This is a genomic window from Mesorhizobium sp. WSM4822 (genome assembly GCF_055811155.1).
Window position 1 is genome coordinate 254,325 of record NZ_JBVVQM010000009.1, and the last position, 22,904, is coordinate 277,228.

Below are 22,904 nucleotides of genomic sequence, written 5' to 3' on the forward strand. Positions count from 1 at the left end.
AGCTCAATTTCTGAGCACCGCTCTTTTTCCTTGCAGGAACCGGCGCACCGCCGGGTCGCGCTCGAGGCCGATCGCCCGGTCATAGGCTTCGCAGGCTTGCGGTACCTGACCAAGCCTGGCCAGCAGACCGGCGCGTGCGGCCCAATAGGGCTGGTACTCGTCAAGCCGCTTGTCGTCGCCCAGCACGTAAAGAGCCGCCAATCCGGCCACTGCGCCCTCGGCCTCGGCGATCGCCACCGCGCGGTTTATCGCCACCACCGGCGATCCTGCGATCGAAAGCAGCGCGTCGTAGAGTTCCTGGATCGCCACCCAGTCGGTGCGGCCGGTGAGCCTTCGTGCCGCATGCGCGGACTGCACGGCCGCCTCAAGCTGGTAGCGGCCGATGACGCCCTTGGCCGCTGCGTGGGAAAGCAGCGCTTCCGCCTCGTCGATGAGGGCACGGTCCCATAGAAGGCAATCCTGCTCCGCCAACGGCACGAAGTCGCCTTCGGCGCTGCGCCGTGCGGCGCGGCGAGACTCGGCAAACAGCATCAGCGACAACAGGCCCAGTGCCTCCGGTTCCTCCGGCATCAGCGAGGCCACCAGCCGGCCGAGCCAGATGCCTTCGGTCGCCAGGTTGCGGCGCCGCGTTTCGGTGCCGGCCGGATCGGACCAGCCTTCGGCGAAGGCGGCATAGATCGCCTCCAGCACCGCGTCCAGCCTTTCGCCGAGTTCGGCCCGCTCCGGCACGCGGAACGGAATGCCGGTTTCACGGATGCGGCTCTTGGCCCGCACCAGGCGCTGGCCCATGGTTGCGGGCGAGACCAGGAAGGCGGAGGCGATCGTCGCGGCGTCGAACCCCAGCACCGTCTGCAGAATGAGCGGCGAACGTACGCTCGATTCGATCGCCGGATGGGCGCAAGCGAACATCAGCCGCAGCCGATCGTCGGGCAGGTCTTCCTCGGTCATGCGTGCCTCCGCCTCCTGCGCAATCAGCTTGAGATGCTCGCGACCGGCCTCGCTGGTGAGCCGCCGCCGCACCGCATCGACACGGCGCCGCCGCGCCACCGCCAGCAGCCAGGCTTCCGGCTTTTCCGGCACGCCGGTTCGCGGCCAGCGCTCGAGGGCGGCGGCAAAGGCATCGGCCAGCGCGTCCTCGGCGGCGGCCACGTCGCGCGTGCGCGCAGCGAGCCAGGCGACCAGCTTGCCGTAGCTCTGCCGGGCGGCAGCCTCGGCGGCCGCCCGGGCGGTCTCGGAGCGACTGTCCATCACATCGTCATTTCTCAGACAGGTACTCGGTCAGTTCCCAGATCGGCCGCAGCTCGACAGTGCCGGCGCTGGCCGCCGGGCAGCGCGCCGCCCAGGCGATCGCGGCGTCGGCATCCGCGGCCTCGATCATGTAGAAGCCTGCAAGCTGCTCCTTGGTGTCAGCATAGGGGCCGTCGAGGACGTTGGTCTTGCCACCAGCCACCCGAACCGAGGTGGTCGCCTGACTCGGGCGCAGCCGGTCACCGGCCAGCCACGCGCCGGATTTCTTCAGGGCCTCAGTATAGGCGCCATAGGCGGCACTCATCTGGTAGGTCGCCTCGGCCGGGGCATTCGCCATCGCGGCTTCGTCGGCGTAAATCAAAATCATGTATCGCATGGTCTTCTCCCGTTGTTTCGAAGGCCGCGTCGTTGCGAGCCGGACGTATGTCGCGCGGCAGCATCCGATTTCGACAGGCCGCTCGAAAAAACTTTCGCCTCCGATGGCTTTTAGCGCAAGCCGCCATCTCTTTGCGGATCCGTCACCCTGATCCCTCAACCGTTCGTCTAACGAGCACAATTGCGGGTTGGCATTTGCGGCCCGCTGTCTAAACTCGCCCCGGTTCGCATCCAGGGAGGCGGTGCGGTCGTCGATATTCCAGGGAGGAGATCAGATGTTGCATTTCAGAACGAAATTCGTTGCGGCCGGCGCGGTGGCGCTTTCACTTGGCCTGGGCGCTGTCTCAGCCAAGGCCCAGGAATTCATCAACGTGCTGACCGGCGGCACATCCGGCGTCTATTATCCGCTCGGCGTGGCGCTTTCGGAAATCTACGGCAAGGGCATCGAAGGCGCGCGCGCCCAGGTGCAGGCGACCAAGGCTTCGGTTGAAAACCTCAATCTGCTGCAGCAGGGCAAGGGCGAGATCGCCTTTGCGCTCGGCGATTCCGTCAAGATGGCCGCCGAAGGCAATGCCGAGGCCGGTTTCCCAGGCAAGCTCGACAAATTGCGCGGCATCGCCGCCATCTATCCCAATTACATCCAGATCGTCGCCAGCCAGGAGTCCGGCATCAAGACGCTGGCCGACCTCAAGGGCAAGAGCCTGTCGGTCGGCGCACCGGCGTCGGGCACCGAACTCAATGCGCGCGCGATCTTCGCCGCCGCGGGGCTGAAATACGAGGATCTCGGCCGGGTCGAATACCTGCCCTTCGCCGAATCGGTCGAGCTGATCAAAAACCGGCAGCTCGACGCCACTCTGCAATCGGCCGGACTCGGCGTCGCCTCGATCCGCGACCTCGCCACCTCGGTGCCGATCAATGTCGTGGCGGTGCCGGCCGAGGATGTTGCGAAGATCGGCTCGCCCTATCTTTCGGTGGTCATTCCCAAGGGTACCTATGAGGGCCAGAGCGAGGATGTCGCCACCGCCGCCGTCGGCAATTTCCTCATCACCCGCGCCGATGTCTCCGACGAGACCGCCTATCAGATGACCAAGCTGATATTCGACCATCTCGACCAGCTTGCCGCGGCCCATGCCGCCGCCAAGGCGATCGACCAGGCCAAGGCGCTCGACGGCATGCCGGTGCCGCTGCACCCCGGCGCTGAACGTTATTACAAGGAGAAGGGGTTGTTGAAATAGCGGAACATGGCTCGGCTATCTGAGATGCCCGGCAGGGCAGAGGGGGGCTCCTGGCGCTACAATTCGCTTGCTTTGGAGTGCGTCGGATGAGCGAAATAACCGACGGCAAATCCACCACCTTCCATCTGCCTGCCGTCGAAGAACAGGTCGAAGGCCTGCCGCCGGGCTTCGGCGACGGCATCGCCGGCAAGGCCGCCTTTCTCATCGCCGTCGCCTTTTCCGTGTTCCAGATCTATGTCGCCGCCTATGGCAGCATTCCGAGCCAGGTGGTGCGGGCGATGCATGTCGGCTTCCTGCTGCTGCTCGGCTTCGGCCTGATCGCCAATCTGCGTACCAAGAGCCTGCCGGCCAAGGCCATATTCTGGTCGCTCGGCGCGCTCGGCTTCGGCACCGGCCTGTACAATTGGGTGTTCTACACCGACCTCATCCGCCGCTCCGGCTTCCTGACCACGCCGGATCTCATCGTCGGCGCGGTGCTGGTGGTGCTGGTCTTCGAGGCGGCGCGGCGGCTGATGGGGCTGCCGCTGGCGGTTATCGCCCTCATCTTTCTCGCCTACTGCTTTTTCGGCAACCATCTGCCGCCGCCGCTCGTCCATCGCGGCTATGATTTCGCCCAGCTGGTGGACACCTTCGCCTACGGCACCGAAGGCATCTACGGCACGCCGATCTATGTCTCGGCCGCCTACATCTTCATCTTCGTCGTCTTTGCCGCCTTCCTCGAACGTGCCGGCATGATCGCGCTGTTCAACGATTTCGCGCTCGGCCTTGTCGGCACGTGGCGCGGCGGCCCGGCGCAGGTCTGCGTGCTGTCGTCGGCGCTGATGGGCACGATTTCCGGCTCGGGCGTCGCCAATGTCGTGGCCAGCGGCCAGTTCACCATCCCGCTGATGAAGCGCTTCGGCTTCCGCCCGGCCTTTGCCGGCGCCGTCGAGGCGACCTCCTCGATGGGTGGCCAGATCATGCCGCCGGTGATGGGCGCGGTCGCCTTCATCATGGCCGAGACGCTGAACGTGCCTTATGCCGAGGTGGTCAAGGCGGCGATCATCCCGGCGCTGCTCTATTTCGGCGCCTGCTTCTGGCAGGTGCATCTGGAAGCCGGCAAGGCCGGTCTGCACGGCATGGCCAAGGCGGATCTGCCCAATCCGTGGGACGCGGTGCGGCAACACTGGCCGCTGGTGCTGCCGCTGGCAGCGCTGATCTATCTGCTGTTTGCCGGCTACACGCCGATCTTCGCCGGCACGATGGGCCTGGCGCTGACCATCGTGCTCATCCTCGGCACGCCGCTGGCAGCAGCGATCGGACCGCTCGCTTTCCGCATCGTCTTCTGGATCGCGCTCGGGCTTGCCGCCGCCTCGTTCATGAAGTTCGGCGTCAACCTTCTCGGCGCCGTCATCGCCGCGCTGGTCGTCGCCTGCTTCACCTTCAGGGGCGGCCGCGAGACGCTGCAAATCTGCGTCGACTCGCTTGCCGAAGGGGCCAAGAACGCGCTGCCGGTCGGCATTGCCTGCGCCATCGTCGGCATCGTCATCGGCACGCTGACGCTGACCGGCATCGCTTCGACCTTCATCGGCTGGATCATCTCGATCGGCGAGAACAATCTGTTCCTGTCGCTGTTGCTGACCATGCTCACCTGCCTGGTGCTGGGCATGGGCATCCCGACCATTCCCAACTACATCATCACCTCGTCGCTGGCCGGGCCGGCGCTGCTGGAACTCGGCGTGCCGCTGCTGGTCAGCCACATGTTCGTCTTCTATTTCGGCATCATGGCCGATCTGACGCCGCCAGTGGCGCTGGCCGCCTTTGCCGCGGCACCCATGGCTAGGGAAAGTGGCCTGAAGATCGGCATCCAGGCGACTAAACTCGCCATTGCCGGCTTCGTCGTGCCGTTCATGGCGGTCTACACGCCGGCTCTGATGCTGCAGGACGCCGGGCCGATCGCCGCCCAGTTCGGCTATCCCGTCGAGGTCGCCTACATCGTCGCCAAGGCCTGCATGGGCATCGTGCTGTGGGGTGCCGCCGCCGTCGGCTTTCTCGCCCGCCGCATGGCGGGGTGGGAACGCCTGCTTGCCTTCGCCGCCGGCGTGCTTCTGGTCGCCGCGGTACCGCTGACCGACGAGGCCGGCTGGGCGCTGGCGCTGGCCTGGATCGGCTGGCACTGCTTTCGTGCGCGGCAGGCTTCAGTCAAAACATGAGCCTTTGCATCCTGGCCGCCGGCAAGATGGTGACGTTCTCCGTCGCCGCCTTTACGCTGTCCTGGACGCATTCGGTGGAACGGACGCGTTGGGAGGAAGACTGGAAGGTCACGCCTATCGGCCTGCAGTTGGTCGAGGCGCGGGTCAAGGGCTCGGGCGCCGGCATGGAGCCACCGGAAGGCGCGGTGCTGAAGAATAGCTGGTGGGCCTATACGCCCACGGTCGGCCCACAGCGGCGCGTCATACTCGCCGCCTCCGGCGCAACCGGCGACGGCTGGACGCTGTGCTCGGTTCAAGGCTGCCGGGAATTGGGCAAGGGGGCCGGCGACGCGTTCGTGCTGAAGCCGTGCGAATCCACCGGTTCGAGCCAACCGCGATAACGCCCGATCAATGCGCTGAGCGGCGGCTCGTTCTCCAGCAGCCACATCCTCAGTCAAGGAACCGCTCGCGCAGCTCCGGAGAAGGAACCTCGCAGCTGTCCTTCCTGCCGAACAGCGCGTTGCGATTCCTGGCAACGCGCTCATAGAGCCAGTCGCGCAGCGGGCGCGGCAGCAGCAGCAGCGTTTTTGCCGCCCGCCAGGGCCAGCCGAGTTCCGCCATGACAGCGACGAAGCTGTCGAGCCGCGTGAAGGCGACGCCGTCGATCAGGACGAGGTTGGTTTCGTAAGAGTCCGTGCGCAGTCCGTGCTTCCGAAACAGCGTTTCACCGAAGGGCGACTGCGCGGTGGCGAAGCGGAAACGGCCTTGGCGATCGAGCCTGACCACCATGCGCACGAAGCCTGAGCAGAGCACGCAGACGCCATCGAAAACGATCAATCGATGGCGTGCGTCGAGAGTTGTTCCGGAGGGACGATTTGACTGGGGTCGACTGGGTTGGGAATGGTCGGTCACGCTGGCCTCGGCTGCTCGTGTCCTATGACACTAAGCCGGCCAGCGTCGGTATCAAAGCCGTGGCGATGTCGCACGGCGCCTGTCGGCGAGAGCGGGACGCTCGGCGCGATAGGTGGTGGCGCGGGTAGAGGCGGCCGGCCTGCAGATCCTGCTGTTGTGGCGATTTTCGAAAGCCATGATCAGTGCGCGCCCAGCGAGTTGCCGCGACGGGCGCAAGCAGGGCCGGGGCCGCGCATGTAATAGCGCTCGGGCCGATAGGTCGGCGCGACGAATTCGCGGATGGCGGCGGCATAGCCGATGAGGTGCGCGAGGAAGTTCATTACCCTTGTCCCTGTCCCGATTTTCGGATGTCCCTTCCGAATTGCGGTCATCATAGCGTCGAGGCGTGAATAGTCGGTGAACGTGATGTTAATATCTGGTCGAAAATGCCTCGCTTCGTGGCTGGATTGCGGCTGATTCGGGGTCTTTCCGTGCAGTTGGCCGGCATTCCGGCCAATGTGACTTTTGCATCACATATGTTTCGTTTGAATGTCGCGCGCGGTTCTGTTTCAACTTTTGCCGCGCCCGCGAAATTCAGGTGCTGGCGGCCATAAGGCCTCGGGCGCGCCCTTGGCATCCAGATCGGTCCGTGAGCGCGGAACTGGAGCGCGGTCTGTCCGTTCTCACCTTCATCTGGTTGTGGAAGGGAGATATCATGGCGCCGCGTCCGGCCTGGAGAGGCTATTTAAAGCTTTCGCTGGTCACCTGTGCCGTCGAACTCACCAATGTCGTCACCCACACGGAGCGGGTCTCGTTTCGGATTCTCAACCGCAAGACCGGCAACACGGTGAAGCGCCTCTATGTCGATGCCGAAACCGGCAAGCCTCTGGGGGAGGATGACGAGATCAAGGGCTATGAACTCGACGATGGCGATTTCATCCATATCGAGGAAGACGAGATCGAGGCGGTGCAGATCGAATCCTCGCACACGATGGCGCTCGACGGTTTCGTCGACAAAGCTTCGATCCAGCAGATCTATCTCGATACGCCCTATTATGTCGCCCCGGCCGACAAGGTGTCGGAAGAAGCGTTCGCCGTCATTCGCGACGCGATGGCGGGCAAGAAGATGGCCGGGTTGGCGCGTATCGTGCTCTACCGACGCGAACGGCCGGTGGTTATCGAGCCGCTCGGCAAAGGCATGGTGCTGACGACGCTGCGCTACGACAACACGGTGCGCCAGCAGGACACCGTCTTCGGCGACATCGAGTCGGTGAAGACCGATCAGGAGATGACCGACCTCGCCGAGTTGATCATCGACAAGAAGAAGACGAAGTTCGATCCCTCGAAATTCGACGACAAATACGAGGACGCGCTGCTGGAGCTGATCCGCGCCAAGAAGGCTGGCCACAAGGCGCCGAAGGCCAAGGCGGCGCCCAAGCCTTCCAATGTCGTCAATCTGTTCGACGCGCTGAAGAAGAGCCTGTCAGATTCCGGATCATCGAAAAGGTCTTCGTCGGCGAAAGCCAAGCCGGCGGCCAAACGCGCCAAGCCGAAAGCCAGCGCGCCCAAACGCAAATCGGCCTGAGGAACCCAACGGATGGCCAGCCTCGAACAATATCACTCCAAGCGCGATTTCAAGAAAACCGCCGAACCGGCCGGCAAGGTCGCCCGGACCAAGCAGGGCGGCGCGGGCGGCATCTTCGTTATCCACAAGCATGCCGCGACGCGGCTGCATTACGACCTGCGGCTCGAGCATGACGGCGTGCTGTGGAGCTGGGCGGTGACGCGCGGCCCGAGCCTTGATCCGCATGAGAAGCGACTGGCCGTGCATGTCGAGGATCACCCGATCGACTATGCGCCGTTCGAGGGCACCATTCCCAAGGGCGAATATGGCGGCGGTTCGGTCATCGTCTGGGACGAGGGCACCTGGACCCCCGAGATCGACCCGGCCAAGGCGATGAAGAAGGGCCATATCAGCTTCGAGCTCAGGGGACACAAGCTGCATGGGGCATGGCATCTGGTGCGACTGAAGCCGCGTGCGGGTGAAAAACGCGACAACTGGCTGCTGATCAAGTCGGACGATGCCGCCGCGCGTCCTGGCGAGGACATCCTCAAGGAGGCGCCGGAATCGGTGAAGTCGGGCCTGACGATCGAGGAGGTCGGCGAGGGCAAGACCGCGAAGGGTGAGAAGCCGAAGGTCTGGCATTCCAACAAGCCGGCCGCCGGCAAGACGAAGGCCGCGGGCAAGAAACTCGACTTCATCGAGCCGCAGCTGGCCACGCTGGAGCGCGATGCGCCGCCGGGCAAGGACTGGCTGCATGAGGTGAAGTTCGACGGCTATCGCATGCAGGCACAGATAGCCGGCACCGACGTGCGGCTGCTGACCCGCACCGGCCTCGACTGGACGAAGAAATTCGGAGGAGAGATCGTCGCGGAGCTGGCCGGGCTGAAGTGCAGCGACGCCATCATCGATGGCGAGGTGGTCGTGCTGGCCGACAGCGGCGTCTCGTCTTTCGCGCTGTTGCAGCAGGATCTGTCGGCGAAGCGGACGAATCGCTTCATCTATTACGTATTCGATCTGATGCGCCTCGATGGAAGGGATTTGCGGCGCGAGCCGCTGGTCGAGCGCAAGCAGGCCTTGCAGGATTTGCTCGGCAAGCAGTCCGACAATCCGGCGGTCCGCTTCAGCGACCACTTTTCCGAACCCGGCAAGATCATGCTGGAGCATGCCTGCCGTATGGGCCTGGAAGGCGTCGTCTCCAAGCGTGCCGATGCACCCTATCGCAGCGGCCGCGGCCCGACCTGGGTGAAATCGAAATGCACGGCGCGGCAGGAATTCGTCATCGGCGGCTATCTGCCGTCGGACAAGACCGGGCGCGGCCTGCGCTCGATCCTGGTCGGCTTCCACGAGGGCGGCAAGCTGCATTATGCCGGGCGCGTCGGCACTGGTTTCTCCGGCAAGGGCGCCAATGAGCTGAAGGCAAAACTCGATGCATTGACGGCAAAAACATCGCCCTTCTCCACCGCGGTGCCGAAGGGCAAGGGTCTGGTCTGGGTCAAGCCCGAACTTGTCGCCGAAGTGGAGTTTCGCAGCTGGACCTCGGACCGTATAATACGCCACGCCTCGTTCCAGGGATTGCGCGAGGACAAGCCGGCGGAGGAAGTCGTGCAGGAAAAGCCCAAAGCGTCGACAGGCAAGCCATCGACAGGCAAGAGCACGGCCAAGCCGGCATCGGGTGGCAAAGCCGCCGGATCGATGACGACCACGGTAAAACTCTCGCATCCCGACAAGCTGCTGTGGCCGGACGAAAACATATCCAAGCAGGGCCTGCTCGACCATTACGCGCAGGTTTGGCCGCGCATGGAACAGTTTGTCGTCAACCGGCCGCTCAGCCTGGTGCGGGCGCCGGACGGTGTCGGTGGCCAGCGTTTCTTCCAGAAACATGCCTCGGCCGGTATGAGCGACAAGATCGCGCGCATGAAGGATCCGACTGACGGCGAGGAGATCTTGTACATCCGGGATTTCGATGGTGTCGCCGCACTGGTCCAGTATGGCGTGGTCGAGATCCACATTTGGGGGTGCACGATCGACGAGATCGAAAAGCCCGACCAGATCATCTTCGATCTCGATCCCGATGAAGGTGTCGACGTGAAAGCGGTCCGCGAGGCGGCACTCGATATCAGGGGCAAGCTCGACGAGCTGTCGCTGCCGAATTTCGTCAAGACTTCGGGCGGCAAGGGTTTTCACGTCATGGTGCCGCTGAGACCAGCGGCGGATTGGGAGGAGGTCAAAACCTTCGCCCATGATTTTGCCCGTGCGCTGGAGCAGGGTGCTCCCGACCGCTACACGGCGACGCTGTCGAAAAAAGCACGCACGGGAAAGATCTTCGTCGACTATCTGCGCAATGGCAGGGGCTCGACGACGGTCGCGCCCTATTCGTCACGCGCCAAGAAGGGCGCCACCGTGTCGATGCCGGTGACCTGGCCAGAGATCGAGGCCGGCTTGGCGCCGAACGCTTTCCCGATCGGCGGCAAGACTACGCTGAAACAGCTGGCGAAAGCCGATCCGTGGTCGGATTTCTTTAAGCAGGGCAAGGCTCTGAGGCGGGGTTAACGCTTCGCCCGTTCAAGACAGAAACACCCTCTCAAACGCCTGTCTACCCGGCGGCGAGAAGATCACCGCGCGGCTGTCCTTCTCGCGGCGCGCCCATTTCTCGGCCAGGATCTTCTCGAGGATGGCGGCGCCCAGCGTGCCGGCGAGGTGCGAACGGCGCACGCTCCAGTCGAGGCAGGCGCGGCACACCGGCCGGCGCGGCTTGGTATAAACGTCGATGCCTATCGCCGCGAAATGCGAAGCCGCCGATGGCCCGAGCCTGATCTCCTGTTCGTCGCGGACCAATACGTTCTTGGCGACGAGCCGATCGAGCATCGCCACCGCCTGCTCGCCGGCGAGGTGATCGTAGCAGACGCGCGCCACGCGCATGGCGCCATCGCGCGGACCCGGGCGCACACGCTTTGGACCGACGGCTTCCGCGACGCCTGTGATGGCTTCGATCATGCCCGCCACCTGCGGTCCGGCGAGGCCGTAATAGCGATGCCGGCCCTGGCTCGCCACCGTGAGCAGCCCGCCTTCCATCAGTTTGCCCAGGTGCGAGCTGGCGGTCGGCAGCGAAACGCCGGCCTCGAGCGCCAGTTCGCTCGCCGTCAGCGCCGTGCCGCCCATCAGGGCATTCAGCATGTTTGCCCGTGCCGGGTCGCCGACCAGGCTGGCGATGCGGGCGATGTCGGGTCCTTCACGCATAGTTCGTTCCTCATCGAAGCGTTCTTGTCAGATAATCACTATTCTCAGGTGAGATCAAGGAGACGACGATGGCCGAACGAACCGCTTTCCCCTCAGCCCCGCTCCCCAGCCGTCAATTCTTCCCGTTCGTCAGCTGGCTGCGTTCGCGGCTGCTGGCCCGCTGGTATGACCGCCATTTGCAGCGTCTGGACCTTGCCGAGATCGATGATCATCAGCTGCGCGATTTTGGGCTAACGCGGCAAGACGTGCGCCGCGAATGCGCGAAGTCCTTCTGGCAGCCCTAGCAGACCAGACGACACAACGTTTCGATGCCGCTCGAACTATCGACGCACCCCAAGGAGACCACAATGACCATCACCTGCTTCATCCGCTACGAGATCGACCCGTTCGGCAAGGCGGCCTTTGAGGAGTATGCGCGCAATTGGGGCCAGGCCATTCCACGCTGCGGCGCCGATCTGATCGGTTACTACGCGCCGCATGAGGGCTCGGCGACGACCGCGTATGCCGCCTACAACATCGAGAGCCTGGCGGCCTACGAAGCCTATCGCGCCCGGCTTGCCGCCGATCCCGCCGGCAAGGCAAACTACGAATTCGCCAAGCGCGAGAGATTCATCCTGAAGGAGGATCGCATGTTCCTGAAACTGGCCTCAGGCCCGCACGCGAAACTGGTGCTGCCGTGATTGCCGTGATCTTCGAGGTCGAGCCGGCGGAAGGCCGGCGCGACGCCTATCTGAGCATCGCCGCGGACCTGCGTCCACTGCTCGACGGCATCGACGGCTTTCTTTCCATCGAGCGTTTCCAGAGCCTGGCCGATCCGAACCGCATCCTGTCGCTGTCATTCTGGCGCGACGAGGAAGCCGTGAAGGCCTGGCGCAACACCGAGGAACACCGGCAGGCGCAGAAGGCCGGCCGTGGCGGTATCTTTGCCGGCTACCGATTGCGCATCGCCCATGTGGTGAGGGATTATGGGCTGACGGAGAGGGACGAGGCGCCTAGGGATAGCCGGGCGGTGAATGGGTGAGTGGCAAGTTTCTTCCTTCTCCCCCTGTGGGAGAAGGTGTCGCCGCAGGCGACGGATGAGGGGTGTTCCAGGGAACGCCAACGTCTCACTCCGCTGGAACACCCCTCATCCGTCTCGGCGCTGCGCGCCGATCCACCTTCCCCCACAAGGGGGGAAGGGAAAAAACTATGCATTCCCGATCAGCACGCCGGCCGCGAACACCAGGGCGCCACCCAGCACCACCTGGAAGGCGGCACGCAGGAAAGGCGTCTGCATGTAGCGGTTCTGGACAAAGGCGATCGCCCACAATTCGAAGAACACCACCACCGCGGCAACCCCGGTGGCCGTCCAGAAATGCGGAATGACATAGGGGAGCGCGTGTCCGAGACCGCCCAGCGTCGTCATGATGCCGACGGTCAGACCGCGCTTGATCGGCGAGCCGCGGCCCGACAGCTTGCCGTCGTCGGAAGCGACTTCGGTGAAGCCCATCGAAATGCCGGCGCCGATCGAGGCGGCAAGCCCGACCAGCAGCGTCTGCCAGGTGTCGTGCGTGGCAAAGGCAGCGGCAAAGATCGGCGCCAGAGTGGACACCGACCCGTCCATCAGCCCGGCCAGCCCTGGTTGCACATAGGTGAGGATGAACTGGCGCTGCTCGGCGCTGGCCTCCTCGGCCTTGACGGCGCCCGGCACATGTTTCTGTTCCAGCCGCTGCGCCAGGGTCTCATGGCCCAGTTCGGCCACCGCCAGATCGTCGAGCAGTTTTCGCGTCGAAGCATCTGCCGTGCGCTTGGCCGCCTCGACATAGAAAAGGTAGGCTTGCCGCTCCATCGCCTCGGCATGGCTGCGCACGTGCTCGATGCCGAGCGGCCGGACCAGCCAGTCGGGCTTGCGCTCGTAATAACCCTTCACATGTTCGCGCCGGATCAGCGGTATGCGCTCGCCGAACCGCTTGCGGAAAAGCTCGATCAACGCATCGCGATGGCCATCCTCTTCCTCGGCCATCTCCTCGAACACTTTTGCCGATTGCGGGAAGTTTTCCGTCAGCCCGTCGGCATAGGCCCGGTAAATGCGACCGTCATCCTCCTCGGAGGAAATGGCCAGCGCCAGGATCTCCTGTTCGGAGAGCGATTCGAAGGGGCGGCGGCCGAAGCCGAAAACACGGGAAAGCATGAGGAATTCACCCTAGTTTAGAATAGTTCTAAACTAGGGTTTTGAACACCTTCGGTCAATTGCGCGCTTGGGTCGCGGTCAAGAATTGTTGAAGCCCCACGCCCGCGGTGACTCTTCATTATCAGTGAATGTTCACCTATATTGCTGGACTCAAGCCAAGAACAAGGAACCGGCAGATGACGGCAAAACAGCCTCCGCACCCCTATGATCCCAAGCCCGTTCTCGATCTCATCGCCAGCATCGAGGCCGACCTGCAGCGCCTGAAGGGCCTGGTCGAGCAGCAGGTCGAGAAATTCGACCCCGCCAACCCGCACAACAAGGCGCCGGACGGCAAACTGACGGAGGAGGGCGTCGAGTGCTGCTACCGCATGTTCGACGAGGGCAAGTCGCGCTACTCGGTCGCCCAGCAGATGAAGATATCCTTTGCCGCCGCCAGCCACCGTTTCAACAACTGGCGCAAGCTGGGTGGGGGCAAGAGGCAGAGGACTTTGCTTGGCTAGAATTGGGTGGCCAATTTGCCGATCTCGGCGCTGCCCCTCATTGCCCTGCCGGGCATTTCTCCCCGTAAACAGGGAGAAAGAAGCTGGCGGGAAGCGCCGCACCCCCTTGCAACGCTGAAGATTGGCGAAACCAAAGGCGACAGCGTCCTTCTCCCCGTTTACGGGGAGAAGATGGCGGCAGCCAGATGAGGGGCGGCGCAAACGCCGATCATGACTCGCTAAACTTTGTAACGGTCACATTTTTCCCATGGTGCGCCACCTCCCTTTGCGGGCATCATGAAGGGCAACATCTTCCCACAGGACCCACCATGACCACCCTTCCCGGCATCGCCGACATCCACGCCGCCGCCGCGCGTCTCTCCGGCTTGATCATCGAAACCCCCTTGATCGAATCGCAGGAGCTGAACAGACGCTTCGGGGGCCGCATCCTGTTCAAGCCGGAGACGCTGCAGCGTACCGGCTCGTTCAAGTTCCGCGGCGCCTACAACAAGCTGTCGTCGCTCAGCGCGGAGGAGCGCAGCCGAGGCGTCGTCGCTTTCTCATCGGGCAATCATGCGCAGGGCGTCGCCGCCTCGGCCGCGATGTTCGGCGTCAAGGCGGTGATCGCCATGCCTTCAGACGCGCCGGCGATGAAAATTGCCAATGTGCGCAAGATGGGCGCGGAGGTGGTCCCGTTCGACCGCTTTCGCGACGACCGCATGACCGTGATCCGTCCTTACATGGAAAGAGGCATGGTGCTGGTGCCGCCTTTCGACGATCCGGCCATCATTGCCGGCCAGGGCACGATCGGCCTCGAATTGATGCGCCAGGCAAAAGCGCTTGGCGTCGACCTCGACGCGGTGATCGTCCCCTGCGGCGGCGGCGGCTTGTCGAGTGGCATCTCCGTTGCCGTCAAGGATGCCTCGCCTGACACCGCGGTCTGGGCCGTGGAGCCCGAGCATTTCGACGACACCCGCCGGTCGCTGGCCGCCGGTGCAAGGGTTTCGAACGAGCCCGGCCATAGTTCGATCTGCGACGCGCTGCTGACCGCCGAGCCTGGCGTGATCACCTTCGAGATCAACCGCAGGAATCTCACCGGTGGCATCGCCGTCTCGGACCAGGCGGCGGCGCAGGCGATGCGCGACGCCATGGCCTATCTCAAGCTGGTGGTCGAGCCCGGCGGCTGTGTGGCGCTGGCGGCACTGTCATCGGGCGAGATCGAGCTGTCCGGCAAATGCATTGCCGTGGTGCTGTCCGGCGGCAATGTCGATTTCGGCACTTATGCCGGGATCATGGCGGCTGCTTGAGACGGCGATGTCCAAGGGTATCTGATATGGAGTATCTGGCGACAGGCTCCGCCTTGGATCACTCCTCGCCCGCCGCCAAATCGTCGCCGCGCTGAGCATGGTCATCTACCGCCCGCTCACGCGTTCCGAGCTGCCCGACGATACGGCATCCCTTGCCCACTACCTCGTTGGCAAACTCGTGGTGCGCGAGCTGCCTGAAGGCATCGCCAGCGGCCGCATCGTCGAGACCGAGGCCTATGTGACCGGTGACGCCGCCGGACACGGTTACCGGGGGATGACCCCGCGCAACCGTTCGCTGTTTCTCGAACCCGGGCACGCCTATGTCTATCTCGCCTACGGCATCTCCTACATGCTCAACGTTTCGGGCGAGATGGCAGGGGTCGGAACCGGCGTGCTCATCAGGGCGCTCGAGCCGCTCGAAGGCATTGCGCTCATGCGGCTCAATCGCGGCATCGACCGCTTGCGCGACCTGGCGCGAGGACCGGGAAGGCTGGCCCAAGCGTTGCGGATCGATCGTTCCCTCGACGGGCTCGATCTTTGCCGCAAAGGCCCGCTATGGCTGGCAACCGACGAGCATCAAGCCGGCGACATCGCCCAAGGCGTCCGGATCGGCATTACAAAGGATGCCGATCGCCCGCTGCGGTTTTACGTCAAGGGGAGCGCCTTCGTCAGCGGCCCGAAATCGCTCAACGGTTAGTGGCAGTTACAAACCATGGAGATTGGCGAAAGCATTTCTCCCTTCCGCAAAGGCTGGTGCCAAGACTGGAGGTCGTGCGGCATCTAATCCAGCGTCCGCCTGAACCGCACCAGTGCCACGCCGGCAAACAAGACCACGAACACCACCAGCCAGCCGATCTCCGTTGACACTGCCGGCAGTTCCGCGCCCTTCAGCATCACCGCGCGGGTGATGCGCAGGAAATGAGTCAGCGGGAAGATCTCGCCGAAGATTTGCGCCCAGTCCGGCATGCCGCGATAGGGGAACATGAAACCCGACAGCATGATCGACGGCAGGAAGAAGAAGAAGGTGAGCTGAAGCGCCTGCATTTGCGTGCGGGCGATGGTCGAAATCGTATAGCCGAGCAGCACCAGCGCCAGCACGAAGATCAGCACGGCGGTCAACAGCAGAGACATCGATCCGGTGAAGGGGATTGCGAACAGCAGCTTCGCCGCCGCCAGCACCACCACCACCTGCACGCCGCCGACCGCCAGATAGGGCAGCACCTTGCCCATCATGATCTCGAGCGGGCTGGACGGCATCGCCAGCAGGTTCTCCATCGTGCCGCGCTCGGTCTCGCGGGTCAGCGCGATCGAGGTCATCATCACCATGGTCATCTGCAGGATGACGCCGAGCAGGCCGGGCACGATGTTGTATTGCGAGATGCCTTCGGGATTGTAGCGCCGGTGTACGACGACATCGAGCCGACCCTTGGCGGCCTCGGCGGCGGCTTCCTGCGTGCCTTGCGCCCTCAGCAGCGCCTGGCTGGCGACTGTGCCGAGCGTCGAGATGGCGCCACTGGCCACCGCCGGGTCGGTGGCGTCCGCCTCGATGAGTATCTGCGGGTTGCTGCCGCTCTCCACCCTCCTGGCGAAATCGGCGGGGATGGTGACGACGAAGGCGACGTCGCCGCGCGATATCAGGAACTCGGCCTCGGCGGCACTTTGTGCGACATGGTCGAAACGATAGTAGCCGGTGGTCTGCAGCGCCGCGACAATGGCACGCGTGTAGGGATCGTTGCTCGTCGCCACGAGTGCTGCCGGCAGGCTTTTCGGGTCGTTGTTGATGGCGTAGCCGAAAAGCACCAGCTGTATCAGCGGCACGCCGAGCATCATGGCGAAGGTGATGCGGTCGCGCCGCATCTGGATGAATTCCTTGACCAGCAGGGCGCCAAGCCGGGCGAAGGAAAAGACGCTGTTCATGCCATGTTGTCCTTCGAGCCGGACATGAACTGGATGAAGACGTCCTCGAGGCTGGTTTCGCCGGGCGAAACTTTCACGCCCTTGTGCTCTTTCTCGACGTCGGCGAGTGCGGCTTCGAGCTTCTTTTTGTCGGAGCCGACGACATGCAGCGTCGCGCCGAAAGGCGCCACCTGGTCGACGCCGGAGCGGCCCTGGAGCGCTTCGGCGACCTGATCGAGCCGCGGGCCCTGCAGGACGAAGGTGGTGAGCCCGGCATTCCTGACCACCTCGGCGACGGTGCCGGTGGCCAGCATCTTGCCGTAGGAGATGTAGCTGATGCGGTGGCAGCGCTCGGCTTCGTCCATGTAGTGGGTGGAGACCAGTACGGTCAGCCCGCCGCTGGCCAGGCGATGGATCTCGTCCCAGAACTCGCGCCGCGCCTTCGGATCGACACCGGCCGTAGGCTCATCGAGCAGCAGCAATTTCGGCTTGTGCATGATGCAGGCGGCCAGCGCCAGCCGCTGCTTCCAGCCGCCCGACAAGGTGCCGGCCAGCTGGTTGCGGCGCGACGTCAGGCCGAGGTCCTCCAACGTGCTCGCGACATGCTCTTCAACCGGCTTCAGCCGGTAGAGCCGCGCCACGAATTCGAGATTCTCGCCGATCGTCAGATCCTCGTAGAACGAGAATTTCTGCGTCATGTAGCCGACTTCACGCTTGATGCGCAGGCTGTCGGTGCGGATGTTGAAGCCGAGCACCGTGCCTTCGCCTTCGTCCGGCGTCAGCAGGCCGCACATGATCCGGATGGTGGTGGTCTTGCCCGAACCGTTGGGGCCGAGAAAGCCGACGATCTCGCCCTCGGCGACCGACATCGTCACATGGTCGACGACGGTCTTGTCGCCAAATCGCTTGACCAGGCCGTGGACGTCGATGGCGTTCATCTTGCGCTGTCCGCGAGATCAACATCGACGATCTGGCCGGGCTGCAGCGGCCCGGCATCGCCCTCCGGCCGCGCCTCGACCAGGTAGACCAGCTTCTGCCGGTTCTCCAACGAATAGATCACCGGCGGCGTGAACTCAGGATCGGGCGACACGTAGCTGACGCGCGCCTTCACATCCGGGCCGCAGCCGTCGCAATGGACGCCGAGCAAGGTGCCGACCTTGACCGAGGAGAAGGCGCTCTCCGGGATGTAGACGCTGAGCTTCACCGCGCCATCGGGCAGGATCGAAATCACCGGCGCGGTCGGACCTGATGTGTCGCCCGGATTGCGGATGACATCGTTGACGCGGCCCGGCGAAGGCGCTGCCAGCACCCGCTTCGATAGCCGCCACTGCGCCTGCTCCAACGCGGCCTGCGCCTGCTTGACCTGATTGTCGGCGGCCTTGATCGTTTCGGCCCGTGCAGGCAGGCCGCCGACGGCGAGATTGGCATTGGCCTGGCCGACCTGCGCATTGGCCGTTTCCAGCGTGGCCGACGCGGTGTCGAAATCGGCTTGCGTGCCGGCGCCGCGCTTGAACAGATCGGCGGCGCGGTCGTATTTGCGCTTGGCGTCGGCGGCCTGGGCGCTGGCCATGTCGACCTCGGCCTTCAGCACGGCGATCTCTTCCGGCCGCTTGCCGATCTGCAGATCGGCCAACTGCGCCTGCGCCTGGGCAAGGCCGGCCTGCGCCTGCGCCACCGCGATCTTTGCATCGGCGCTTTCCAGCGTCACAACGGTGGTGCCGGGCGTGACACGATCGCCGCGCTTGACGGTCACGGTCTCGACCTGCGCCACCTCGATCGGCGCCAGAAGCACGTAGTCGCCTTCGACATAGCCGACGGCCAGCGGGGCAGCCGGGGCACAGGCCGAGAAGAGCTGCGCGGCGAGCGGCAGCGAACAAAGAAAGCTCATGGTCTTTGCCCCTTCATGCTTTGCTCTTTTTGGAAGCCAATATGGCCTTGAGATTACCCGATGTGACCGCCACCACCTTGGCCGCCTCGGCGGCGCCGATGTCTTTCCAGCCCATGCGGCGCATCACCGCCTCGCGGCCGATGCGGAAATAGATGACCTGGCCAATCAGCGTGAACACGGTGAGCCTTGTGGCCTCGCTTTCGGCGGGCTCGCCGGTCGCCTGTTCCCAGAGCTGGCACAGCCGGCGATGCGTCGGCTCGAAGACGCCGTCATAGATGCGGTCGAGGGCTGCCGTCGGATGCGAAAGCTCACGCAACACGAACTGCACGATCTCGCCGGCCTGCGGGCTGGCCACGACAAAGCCGACCATCCGCTCCAGCGCCGCGAAGAGCAGCGCTTGCGCCGCCTCCGGATTGGCTGGTCCCGGCGCAGGCGCCTGTACATTGCCGAGCGCCTGGCCGGCTACACCCTGGATGGTCTCGACGATAAAGTCGGCGGCAGCGGCGCGAAGACCCTCCTTGCCGCCGAAATGATAGGCGATCGAGCCTATATTGGCTCGCGCCTCGGCGGCGATCTCGCGCGTCGAGGTGCCATCGAAGCCCTGCCTTCCGAACAGCTTCAGCGCCGCTTGGACAAGGGCCGCGCGCGTCATCTCGGCGGGCTCGCGGCGAAGAATTTTGGGCTCAGGCAGTTTGACCATGAGCGCAGTTTAATCAATCGATTGATTAAAGTCAACTTCTGTTCGTCATTATCTTGCCATCGACGGCGGCAAACGCTTTAGTGCCCGGCCATGGGCAAGGAAGTCGAACGAAAATTCCTGGTCACCAGCACCGCATGGCGGGAACTGGCCGAGGCCAATATCCGCATTCTCCAGTTCTATCTCGCTGCCGGCCCCGGGCGCACGGTGCGCATCCGCATCAGCGATGGCGGTTCCGCCAAGCTGACACTCAAATTCGGCAGCAAGGCGCGCGAACGCGACGAATTCGAATACTCGATCCCGCTCTCGGAGGCGGTGGAGATGCTGGACTTCGCCATCGGACGTGTCATCGAGAAGACACGTCACCATGTTAGGCACCGTGGCCATCTCTACGAAATCGATGTCTTCGGCGGTCCGCTTGCGGGACTTGTGATCGCCGAACTTGAGACGCCGGAGGACGTGCCGGACGAAATGCTGCCTGATTGGCTCGGCCGCGAAGTCACCGGCGAGTCAAAATTCTACAACGCGTCGCTCGCCCTTGGGGGGATACCGGAGATCGCCGCATGAGCTTTCGTATCGATCCGCGCCTGCCGCTGACCGGCGAGGTCAGGCGTATCCTTGCCGAGGAAATCGGCAAGGCGCTGCATCACCTTGACGCCGCACGGAGCCGGCCGGAACAGGCGCTGCACAAGTGCCGCAAGCGACTGAAGAGCGCCCGCGCCCTGCTGCGGCTTGTTCGTTCCGGTGACGAAACGTTCTGTGAGACCGAGAACCAGTGCTATCGCAACGTGGCCGGCCTGCTTGCCGGTCCGCGCGAGGCGACTGCGCTGATCGAGACCATCGACCGGCTGGCGGCGAGCTTTCCCAAGGAGAGCGCCGACGATGGGCTTACTGCTGCGCGCGACAGGCTGATCGCGCGCCAGCATGAACTGCACGAAGGCAGCGGGCTCGAGGCGGCGATCGGCGCGGCGACCGCCGCTTGCGAGGATGGCCTCAAACGCGTCGAAGCGTTGGCCTTGCCCGACCAGCCGGAACAGGCGGCCGACGTGCTTGCCGAAGGTGCCCGCGTCACGCTGCGCCGTGCCAGGAAGGCGCTCGACAAGGCCAGATCGCGGGGCGCGGCCGATGATTTCCACGATTTGCGCAAGGCGGCCAAGACCCACGGCATGCATCTGTCGCTGCTCGGCAGGCTGTGGCCGACACCGATCAAGGCCCGGCGCAAGGCGGTCGACGAACTGGGCGAGCGGCTGGGCGATCTGCACGATGTGCTGGTGATGCGCGCGCTGCTCGAGGCCGACGACCAGCCACTCGGGCTGCCCGAGGACACGAAACTTCTGGGCAAGCTGTTGAAACGGTCGGAGAAGCAGCTGAAGAAGAGCTGCCTGGCCGAAGCGGCCGAGCTGTTCGGCGACAATCCCAAACGCTCGACACGCAAACTGGCCCGCAAGGCGCGCGACGATCTGGCTGCGCCGCCGGAAGAGGCCGCGGCATCGTAGGGCGCTCTTCCTCGCGCTCCGGACGGGGAGGAAGGCGTGCGCTAGCCCTCATTACCCGCCCATGCTAATCGGCATGGGGCATGACCGAGCCCGGCGACACGCTTCTGGATCGACTTGGCCGCTGGCTTGCCGGCCGGCTGCAGGAAGAATCGTCCGGCTACGAGCCCTACACTCCTTCCGATGCCGAGACGCTGCGCCGCACGCTTGAGCCGGGCGACATCCTGCTGATCGAGGGCAATCAGAAGATCTCGGCGGCGATCAAGTACCTGACCCAGTCGACCTGGTCGCATGCGGCCTTCTATGTCGGCGATGCCTTGCCCGCGCCGGAAGACGGCTCGGAGCGGCCGCGCCTGATCGAGGTCACGATCGGCGAAGGCTGCGTCGCCGTGCCATTGTCGCGCTACCGCACCTACAACACCCGCATCTGCCGGGCGAGCGGGCTGGCGCCGGAGGATCGCGACAAGGTCGTCGCCTTCATGATCGGCAGGCTCGGCCTGAAATACGACCTCAAGAACATTTTCGACATGCTGCGTTTTTTCTTGCCCACACCGCCGGTGCCGGTGCGCTGGCGCCGCCGCATGCTGGCCTTCGGCTCCGGCGATCCGACACGGGCGATCTGCTCGACGCTGATCGCCGAGGCCTATGGCCAGATCCGCTATCCGATCCTGCCCGAAATCACCCGTGCGCCCGGCCGAGCCTCCGCGCAGTCGAACTATTCGCGCAAGGAAATCCTGCACATCCGCCACCACTCGCTCTACACGCCGCGCGATTTCGACCTGTCGCCCTATTTCCGCATCGTCAAACCGACGCTGGAATATGGTTTCGACTACCGGCAGATGGTCTGGGACGACAAGGTTGCCGATCCCGGGGCAAAGGCCGCCGAATAGACGCGATCAAATGAGTCCAACAGCATGGACGGCACGGCACGGGAGCGCCGCCCGGCAGCCGGCGCTTTGGCGTCAGTGCTTGCAAGCCGCAGCGCGCACGTCCGAGGGAGTGGCATCATAACGGCGGCGGAACGCCCGGTTGAAATAGGAAAGATCGTTGAAGCCGGCCTCGTAGGCGATCGCGGTGATGCTGCGTCCGGCATGGCGCGGATCGCCAAGCATGCGATGGGCACGCGCCAGCCGCTGGTTCATCATGAAATCAATCAAGGATGTGCCATCGCTCTCGAACAGCTTGCGGACATAGCGGGCCGACAGTCCGTGGCGGGCGGCGACGTCCCGCGCCGACAGGTCGACATGGCCACCATGCGCGACGATATCGGCCTTGATGGCGCGCAAGCGGGCAACGCTGACGCCACGGCCGCGTGCGATCTGGGCCGCATCCCTGGTCGCGCCCATGGCGAGTGCGGCAAGGTCGAAGACATGCGTCGTCGCAAGGTGACAGGCCTCCGCAGTCAACTCGTCTCCGACCTCCTGGATCGAGTTGATATAGTCGAGCAACAGCCGCATCGCCCCGCTTTGGGTCGGCAAGGGCCGCATAAGGACCGCTGCCGGATCGCCGATCAGAGGCGAAAGCTGCTTGCGCGAAAAACTCAGATTGATGAAGCGGAACCCGCCGGCGCCGATCAGGTTGAGGCCAACCTCTTCACCGCTCATCATCAGCGCCTGGCCGTTGCCGACCGCCTCCTCGCGGCCGCGGTGCTTCATCACGCTGCCCCCATCGAGGGCCGCCAGAAGAACGAAGTCGTCGTTGTCGATCAGCGACGATGTGCGATGCACCCGGAATTCCGATGAGCTGCCGGTGGCGATGCCGAGGCCCGGCAACGCGCGCACCCGCATGTCGATCTGCGCCGGCGCAAGCGGATCGAGGTCCACCCTCAGAACCGTGCGGCCGTAAACCTCGCGCGTAATCTCGACGCGATCCTGCTCCGGAAACATCTCCGTCGCCAGCCTGAACGAAGCTGACGGCCCCATCGTCGCAGTCATCGACACCCCCATGCCAAGAGCGCGGTCATATGCGCCGCGGCCTGCAAAACGTCAATACCGGGCCGTTTTGGCCGCTTTCAGTGCCGTTCTGTCCAAGCTGTCCCCCTTTGATGCCCCTAGTTTGCGGCGCGATTCCGAAACCGGAACCGTATTGGCGGCAATCCAAGGGGGCACGATGTTTCATTTGCAACTGTTCAAGACGCTGTCGGCACTGGCTGCGGCGGGCTTCAATCCGCGTGCCTATCTGCTGTCGATCGCGTTGGGCAACACGGTGACCGATCACCGCGAGGTCAAGCTGCCGCCGCGCGCTGCCCGATGA

Annotated in this window: 26 protein-coding genes; 15 read left to right on the forward strand and 11 right to left on the reverse strand. The window is 64.2% G+C overall.

The genetic code is table 11. The annotated features are described in order from the left end of the window. Positions 1-3 precede the first annotated feature (3 nt). Positions 4-1,248, reverse strand: coding sequence for an RNA polymerase sigma factor (locus tag AC0L3E_RS21870; RefSeq protein WP_127382779.1), 1,245 nt, complete (start codon positions 1,246-1,248; stop codon positions 4-6). Between the two features lie 7 nt (positions 1,249-1,255). Continuing rightward, positions 1,256-1,624 carry a YciI family protein gene (locus AC0L3E_RS21875; protein ID WP_127267556.1) on the reverse strand — a complete coding sequence of 123 codons (369 nt, stop codon included), beginning with the start codon at positions 1,622-1,624 and terminating at the stop codon, positions 1,256-1,258. 274 nt (positions 1,625-1,898) lie between these two features. Here AC0L3E_RS21875 and AC0L3E_RS21880 point away from each other — a divergent pair, with 274 nt between their 5' ends. From AC0L3E_RS21880 to AC0L3E_RS21890, 3 genes are all read left to right on the forward strand, one after another. Continuing rightward, the gene (locus AC0L3E_RS21880) at positions 1,899-2,858 is read left to right on the forward strand and encodes a TAXI family TRAP transporter solute-binding subunit (RefSeq protein ID WP_473605596.1); all 960 of its coding nucleotides are present in this window, start codon (positions 1,899-1,901) and stop codon (positions 2,856-2,858) included. Positions 2,859-2,944: 86 nt separating this feature from the next. Then, complete coding sequence (locus AC0L3E_RS21885) at positions 2,945-5,050, forward strand: TRAP transporter permease (protein ID WP_473605597.1); 2,106 nt, start codon at positions 2,945-2,947, stop codon at positions 5,048-5,050. Further along, positions 5,047-5,430 carry a DUF1850 domain-containing protein gene (locus AC0L3E_RS21890; protein ID WP_128307083.1) on the forward strand — a complete coding sequence of 128 codons (384 nt, stop codon included), beginning with the start codon at positions 5,047-5,049 and terminating at the stop codon, positions 5,428-5,430. Before AC0L3E_RS21885 ends, AC0L3E_RS21890 begins: the two co-directional genes overlap by 4 nt. A gap of 49 nt (positions 5,431-5,479) precedes the next feature. Here AC0L3E_RS21890 and AC0L3E_RS21895 read toward each other — a convergent pair whose 3' ends face one another. After that, positions 5,480-5,866 (reverse strand): thiol-disulfide oxidoreductase DCC family protein, encoded by a 387-nt coding sequence (locus AC0L3E_RS21895; protein WP_281062020.1) that lies wholly within the window; start codon positions 5,864-5,866, stop codon positions 5,480-5,482. A gap of 254 nt (positions 5,867-6,120) precedes the next feature. Beyond that, positions 6,121-6,261 (reverse strand): hypothetical protein, encoded by a 141-nt coding sequence (locus AC0L3E_RS21900; RefSeq protein ID WP_013528645.1) that lies wholly within the window; start codon positions 6,259-6,261, stop codon positions 6,121-6,123. 374 nt (positions 6,262-6,635) lie between these two features. Here AC0L3E_RS21900 and ku point away from each other — a divergent pair, with 374 nt between their 5' ends. Next, on the forward strand, positions 6,636-7,505 hold the full coding sequence (gene ku / locus AC0L3E_RS21905) for a non-homologous end joining protein Ku (protein ID WP_127268915.1): 870 nt from the start codon (positions 6,636-6,638) through the stop codon (positions 7,503-7,505). 12 nt (positions 7,506-7,517) lie between these two features. Further along, positions 7,518-10,034, forward strand: a complete 2,517-nt coding sequence (gene ligD / locus AC0L3E_RS21910; protein ID WP_473605598.1) for a DNA ligase D — start codon at positions 7,518-7,520, stop codon at positions 10,032-10,034. A 12-nt stretch (positions 10,035-10,046) separates the two neighbouring features. Here ligD and AC0L3E_RS21915 read toward each other — a convergent pair whose 3' ends face one another. Continuing rightward, a complete protein-coding gene (locus AC0L3E_RS21915; RefSeq protein ID WP_127331372.1) occupies positions 10,047-10,721 on the reverse strand; it encodes an ArsR/SmtB family transcription factor in 675 nt (224 codons plus the stop codon). 68 nt (positions 10,722-10,789) lie between these two features. Here AC0L3E_RS21915 and AC0L3E_RS21920 point away from each other — a divergent pair, with 68 nt between their 5' ends. From AC0L3E_RS21920 to AC0L3E_RS21930, 3 genes are all read left to right on the forward strand, one after another. Beyond that, positions 10,790-11,005, forward strand: coding sequence for a DUF1127 domain-containing protein (locus AC0L3E_RS21920; RefSeq protein WP_473605599.1), 216 nt, complete (start codon positions 10,790-10,792; stop codon positions 11,003-11,005). A gap of 63 nt (positions 11,006-11,068) precedes the next feature. Then, on the forward strand, positions 11,069-11,401 hold the full coding sequence (locus AC0L3E_RS21925) for an NIPSNAP family protein (protein ID WP_013528650.1): 333 nt from the start codon (positions 11,069-11,071) through the stop codon (positions 11,399-11,401). Next, on the forward strand, positions 11,398-11,742 hold the full coding sequence (locus tag AC0L3E_RS21930) for an antibiotic biosynthesis monooxygenase family protein (protein ID WP_292457107.1): 345 nt from the start codon (positions 11,398-11,400) through the stop codon (positions 11,740-11,742). Before AC0L3E_RS21925 ends, AC0L3E_RS21930 begins: the two co-directional genes overlap by 4 nt. Before the next feature lie 165 nt (positions 11,743-11,907). Here AC0L3E_RS21930 and mbfA read toward each other — a convergent pair whose 3' ends face one another. Next, positions 11,908-12,891 carry an iron exporter MbfA gene (mbfA, locus tag AC0L3E_RS21935; RefSeq protein WP_127269751.1) on the reverse strand — a complete coding sequence of 328 codons (984 nt, stop codon included), beginning with the start codon at positions 12,889-12,891 and terminating at the stop codon, positions 11,908-11,910. A 176-nt stretch (positions 12,892-13,067) separates the two neighbouring features. Here mbfA and AC0L3E_RS21940 point away from each other — a divergent pair, with 176 nt between their 5' ends. From AC0L3E_RS21940 to AC0L3E_RS21950, 3 genes are all read left to right on the forward strand, one after another. Continuing rightward, positions 13,068-13,391, forward strand: a complete 324-nt coding sequence (locus AC0L3E_RS21940) for a hypothetical protein (protein WP_023813492.1) — start codon at positions 13,068-13,070, stop codon at positions 13,389-13,391. 308 nt (positions 13,392-13,699) lie between these two features. Continuing rightward, positions 13,700-14,677 (forward strand): threonine/serine dehydratase, encoded by a 978-nt coding sequence (locus tag AC0L3E_RS21945; protein WP_473605600.1) that lies wholly within the window; start codon positions 13,700-13,702, stop codon positions 14,675-14,677. Between the two features lie 97 nt (positions 14,678-14,774). Continuing rightward, the gene (locus AC0L3E_RS21950) at positions 14,775-15,374 is read left to right on the forward strand and encodes a DNA-3-methyladenine glycosylase (RefSeq protein ID WP_128307089.1); all 600 of its coding nucleotides are present in this window, start codon (positions 14,775-14,777) and stop codon (positions 15,372-15,374) included. A gap of 83 nt (positions 15,375-15,457) precedes the next feature. Here AC0L3E_RS21950 and AC0L3E_RS21955 read toward each other — a convergent pair whose 3' ends face one another. From AC0L3E_RS21955 to AC0L3E_RS21970, 4 genes are read right to left on the reverse strand one after another with little or no spacing between them, the layout of a single operon-like run. After that, positions 15,458-16,594 (reverse strand): ABC transporter permease, encoded by a 1,137-nt coding sequence (locus tag AC0L3E_RS21955; protein WP_128307090.1) that lies wholly within the window; start codon positions 16,592-16,594, stop codon positions 15,458-15,460. Beyond that, a complete protein-coding gene (locus AC0L3E_RS21960; RefSeq protein WP_128307091.1) occupies positions 16,591-17,511 on the reverse strand; it encodes an ABC transporter ATP-binding protein in 921 nt (306 codons plus the stop codon). Before AC0L3E_RS21960 ends, AC0L3E_RS21955 begins: the two co-directional genes overlap by 4 nt. Continuing rightward, positions 17,508-18,461, reverse strand: a complete 954-nt coding sequence (locus AC0L3E_RS21965) for an HlyD family secretion protein (protein ID WP_127320689.1) — start codon at positions 18,459-18,461, stop codon at positions 17,508-17,510. Before AC0L3E_RS21965 ends, AC0L3E_RS21960 begins: the two co-directional genes overlap by 4 nt. A 13-nt stretch (positions 18,462-18,474) precedes the next feature. After that, positions 18,475-19,161 (reverse strand): CerR family C-terminal domain-containing protein, encoded by a 687-nt coding sequence (locus AC0L3E_RS21970; RefSeq protein WP_127320690.1) that lies wholly within the window; start codon positions 19,159-19,161, stop codon positions 18,475-18,477. 90 nt (positions 19,162-19,251) lie between these two features. On the opposite strand from AC0L3E_RS21970, the gene AC0L3E_RS21975 reads away from it, so the two are divergent. The 3 genes from AC0L3E_RS21975 (at position 19,252) to AC0L3E_RS21985 (ending at position 21,541) form a co-directional block, all read left to right on the forward strand. After that, on the forward strand, positions 19,252-19,725 hold the full coding sequence (locus AC0L3E_RS21975; RefSeq protein WP_128307092.1) for a CYTH domain-containing protein: 474 nt from the start codon (positions 19,252-19,254) through the stop codon (positions 19,723-19,725). Continuing rightward, a complete protein-coding gene (locus AC0L3E_RS21980) occupies positions 19,722-20,654 on the forward strand; it encodes a CHAD domain-containing protein (protein WP_127268426.1) in 933 nt (310 codons plus the stop codon). Before AC0L3E_RS21975 ends, AC0L3E_RS21980 begins: the two co-directional genes overlap by 4 nt. 80 nt (positions 20,655-20,734) lie before the next feature. Next, positions 20,735-21,541, forward strand: a complete 807-nt coding sequence (locus AC0L3E_RS21985; RefSeq protein ID WP_128307093.1) for a C40 family peptidase — start codon at positions 20,735-20,737, stop codon at positions 21,539-21,541. A 72-nt stretch (positions 21,542-21,613) separates the two neighbouring features. On the opposite strand, the gene AC0L3E_RS21990 is transcribed toward AC0L3E_RS21985, so the two are convergent. Next, entirely contained in the window at positions 21,614-22,585 is a 972-nt protein-coding gene (locus AC0L3E_RS21990) for a helix-turn-helix transcriptional regulator (protein WP_128307094.1), read from the reverse strand. Positions 22,586-22,760: 175 nt separating this feature from the next. Here AC0L3E_RS21990 and AC0L3E_RS21995 point away from each other — a divergent pair, with 175 nt between their 5' ends. Further along, positions 22,761-22,904 carry a hypothetical protein gene (locus AC0L3E_RS21995; RefSeq protein ID WP_127331916.1) on the forward strand — a complete coding sequence of 48 codons (144 nt, stop codon included), beginning with the start codon at positions 22,761-22,763 and terminating at the stop codon, positions 22,902-22,904.

Coding starts and splice junctions, on each gene's coding strand:
- AC0L3E_RS21870 (WP_127382779.1), bottom strand. CDS start 1,248: ATGGACAGTCGCTCCGAGACCGCCCGGGCGGCCGCCGAGGCTGCCGCC.
- AC0L3E_RS21965 (WP_127320689.1), bottom strand. CDS start 18,461: ATGAGCTTTCTTTGTTCGCTGCCGCTCGCCGCGCAGCTCTTCTCGGCC.
- AC0L3E_RS21940 (WP_023813492.1), top strand. CDS start 13,068: ATGACGGCAAAACAGCCTCCGCACCCCTATGATCCCAAGCCCGTTCTC.
- AC0L3E_RS21885 (WP_473605597.1), top strand. CDS start 2,945: ATGAGCGAAATAACCGACGGCAAATCCACCACCTTCCATCTGCCTGCC.
- AC0L3E_RS21900 (WP_013528645.1), bottom strand. CDS start 6,261: ATGAACTTCCTCGCGCACCTCATCGGCTATGCCGCCGCCATCCGCGAA.
- AC0L3E_RS21915 (WP_127331372.1), bottom strand. CDS start 10,721: ATGCGTGAAGGACCCGACATCGCCCGCATCGCCAGCCTGGTCGGCGAC.
- AC0L3E_RS21990 (WP_128307094.1), bottom strand. CDS start 22,585: ATGACTGCGACGATGGGGCCGTCAGCTTCGTTCAGGCTGGCGACGGAG.
- AC0L3E_RS21960 (WP_128307091.1), bottom strand. CDS start 17,511: ATGAACGCCATCGACGTCCACGGCCTGGTCAAGCGATTTGGCGACAAG.
- AC0L3E_RS21890 (WP_128307083.1), top strand. CDS start 5,047: ATGAGCCTTTGCATCCTGGCCGCCGGCAAGATGGTGACGTTCTCCGTC.
- AC0L3E_RS21875 (WP_127267556.1), bottom strand. CDS start 1,624: ATGCGATACATGATTTTGATTTACGCCGACGAAGCCGCGATGGCGAAT.
- AC0L3E_RS21985 (WP_128307093.1), top strand. CDS start 20,735: ATGACCGAGCCCGGCGACACGCTTCTGGATCGACTTGGCCGCTGGCTT.
- AC0L3E_RS21980 (WP_127268426.1), top strand. CDS start 19,722: ATGAGCTTTCGTATCGATCCGCGCCTGCCGCTGACCGGCGAGGTCAGG.
- AC0L3E_RS21970 (WP_127320690.1), bottom strand. CDS start 19,161: ATGGTCAAACTGCCTGAGCCCAAAATTCTTCGCCGCGAGCCCGCCGAG.
- AC0L3E_RS21925 (WP_013528650.1), top strand. CDS start 11,069: ATGACCATCACCTGCTTCATCCGCTACGAGATCGACCCGTTCGGCAAG.
- AC0L3E_RS21945 (WP_473605600.1), top strand. CDS start 13,700: ATGACCACCCTTCCCGGCATCGCCGACATCCACGCCGCCGCCGCGCGT.
- ku (WP_127268915.1), top strand. CDS start 6,636: ATGGCGCCGCGTCCGGCCTGGAGAGGCTATTTAAAGCTTTCGCTGGTC.
- ligD (WP_473605598.1), top strand. CDS start 7,518: ATGGCCAGCCTCGAACAATATCACTCCAAGCGCGATTTCAAGAAAACC.
- AC0L3E_RS21955 (WP_128307090.1), bottom strand. CDS start 16,594: ATGAACAGCGTCTTTTCCTTCGCCCGGCTTGGCGCCCTGCTGGTCAAG.
- AC0L3E_RS21975 (WP_128307092.1), top strand. CDS start 19,252: ATGGGCAAGGAAGTCGAACGAAAATTCCTGGTCACCAGCACCGCATGG.
- AC0L3E_RS21920 (WP_473605599.1), top strand. CDS start 10,790: ATGGCCGAACGAACCGCTTTCCCCTCAGCCCCGCTCCCCAGCCGTCAA.
- AC0L3E_RS21995 (WP_127331916.1), top strand. CDS start 22,761: ATGTTTCATTTGCAACTGTTCAAGACGCTGTCGGCACTGGCTGCGGCG.
- mbfA (WP_127269751.1), bottom strand. CDS start 12,891: ATGCTTTCCCGTGTTTTCGGCTTCGGCCGCCGCCCCTTCGAATCGCTC.
- AC0L3E_RS21880 (WP_473605596.1), top strand. CDS start 1,899: ATGTTGCATTTCAGAACGAAATTCGTTGCGGCCGGCGCGGTGGCGCTT.
- AC0L3E_RS21950 (WP_128307089.1), top strand. CDS start 14,775: ATGGTCATCTACCGCCCGCTCACGCGTTCCGAGCTGCCCGACGATACG.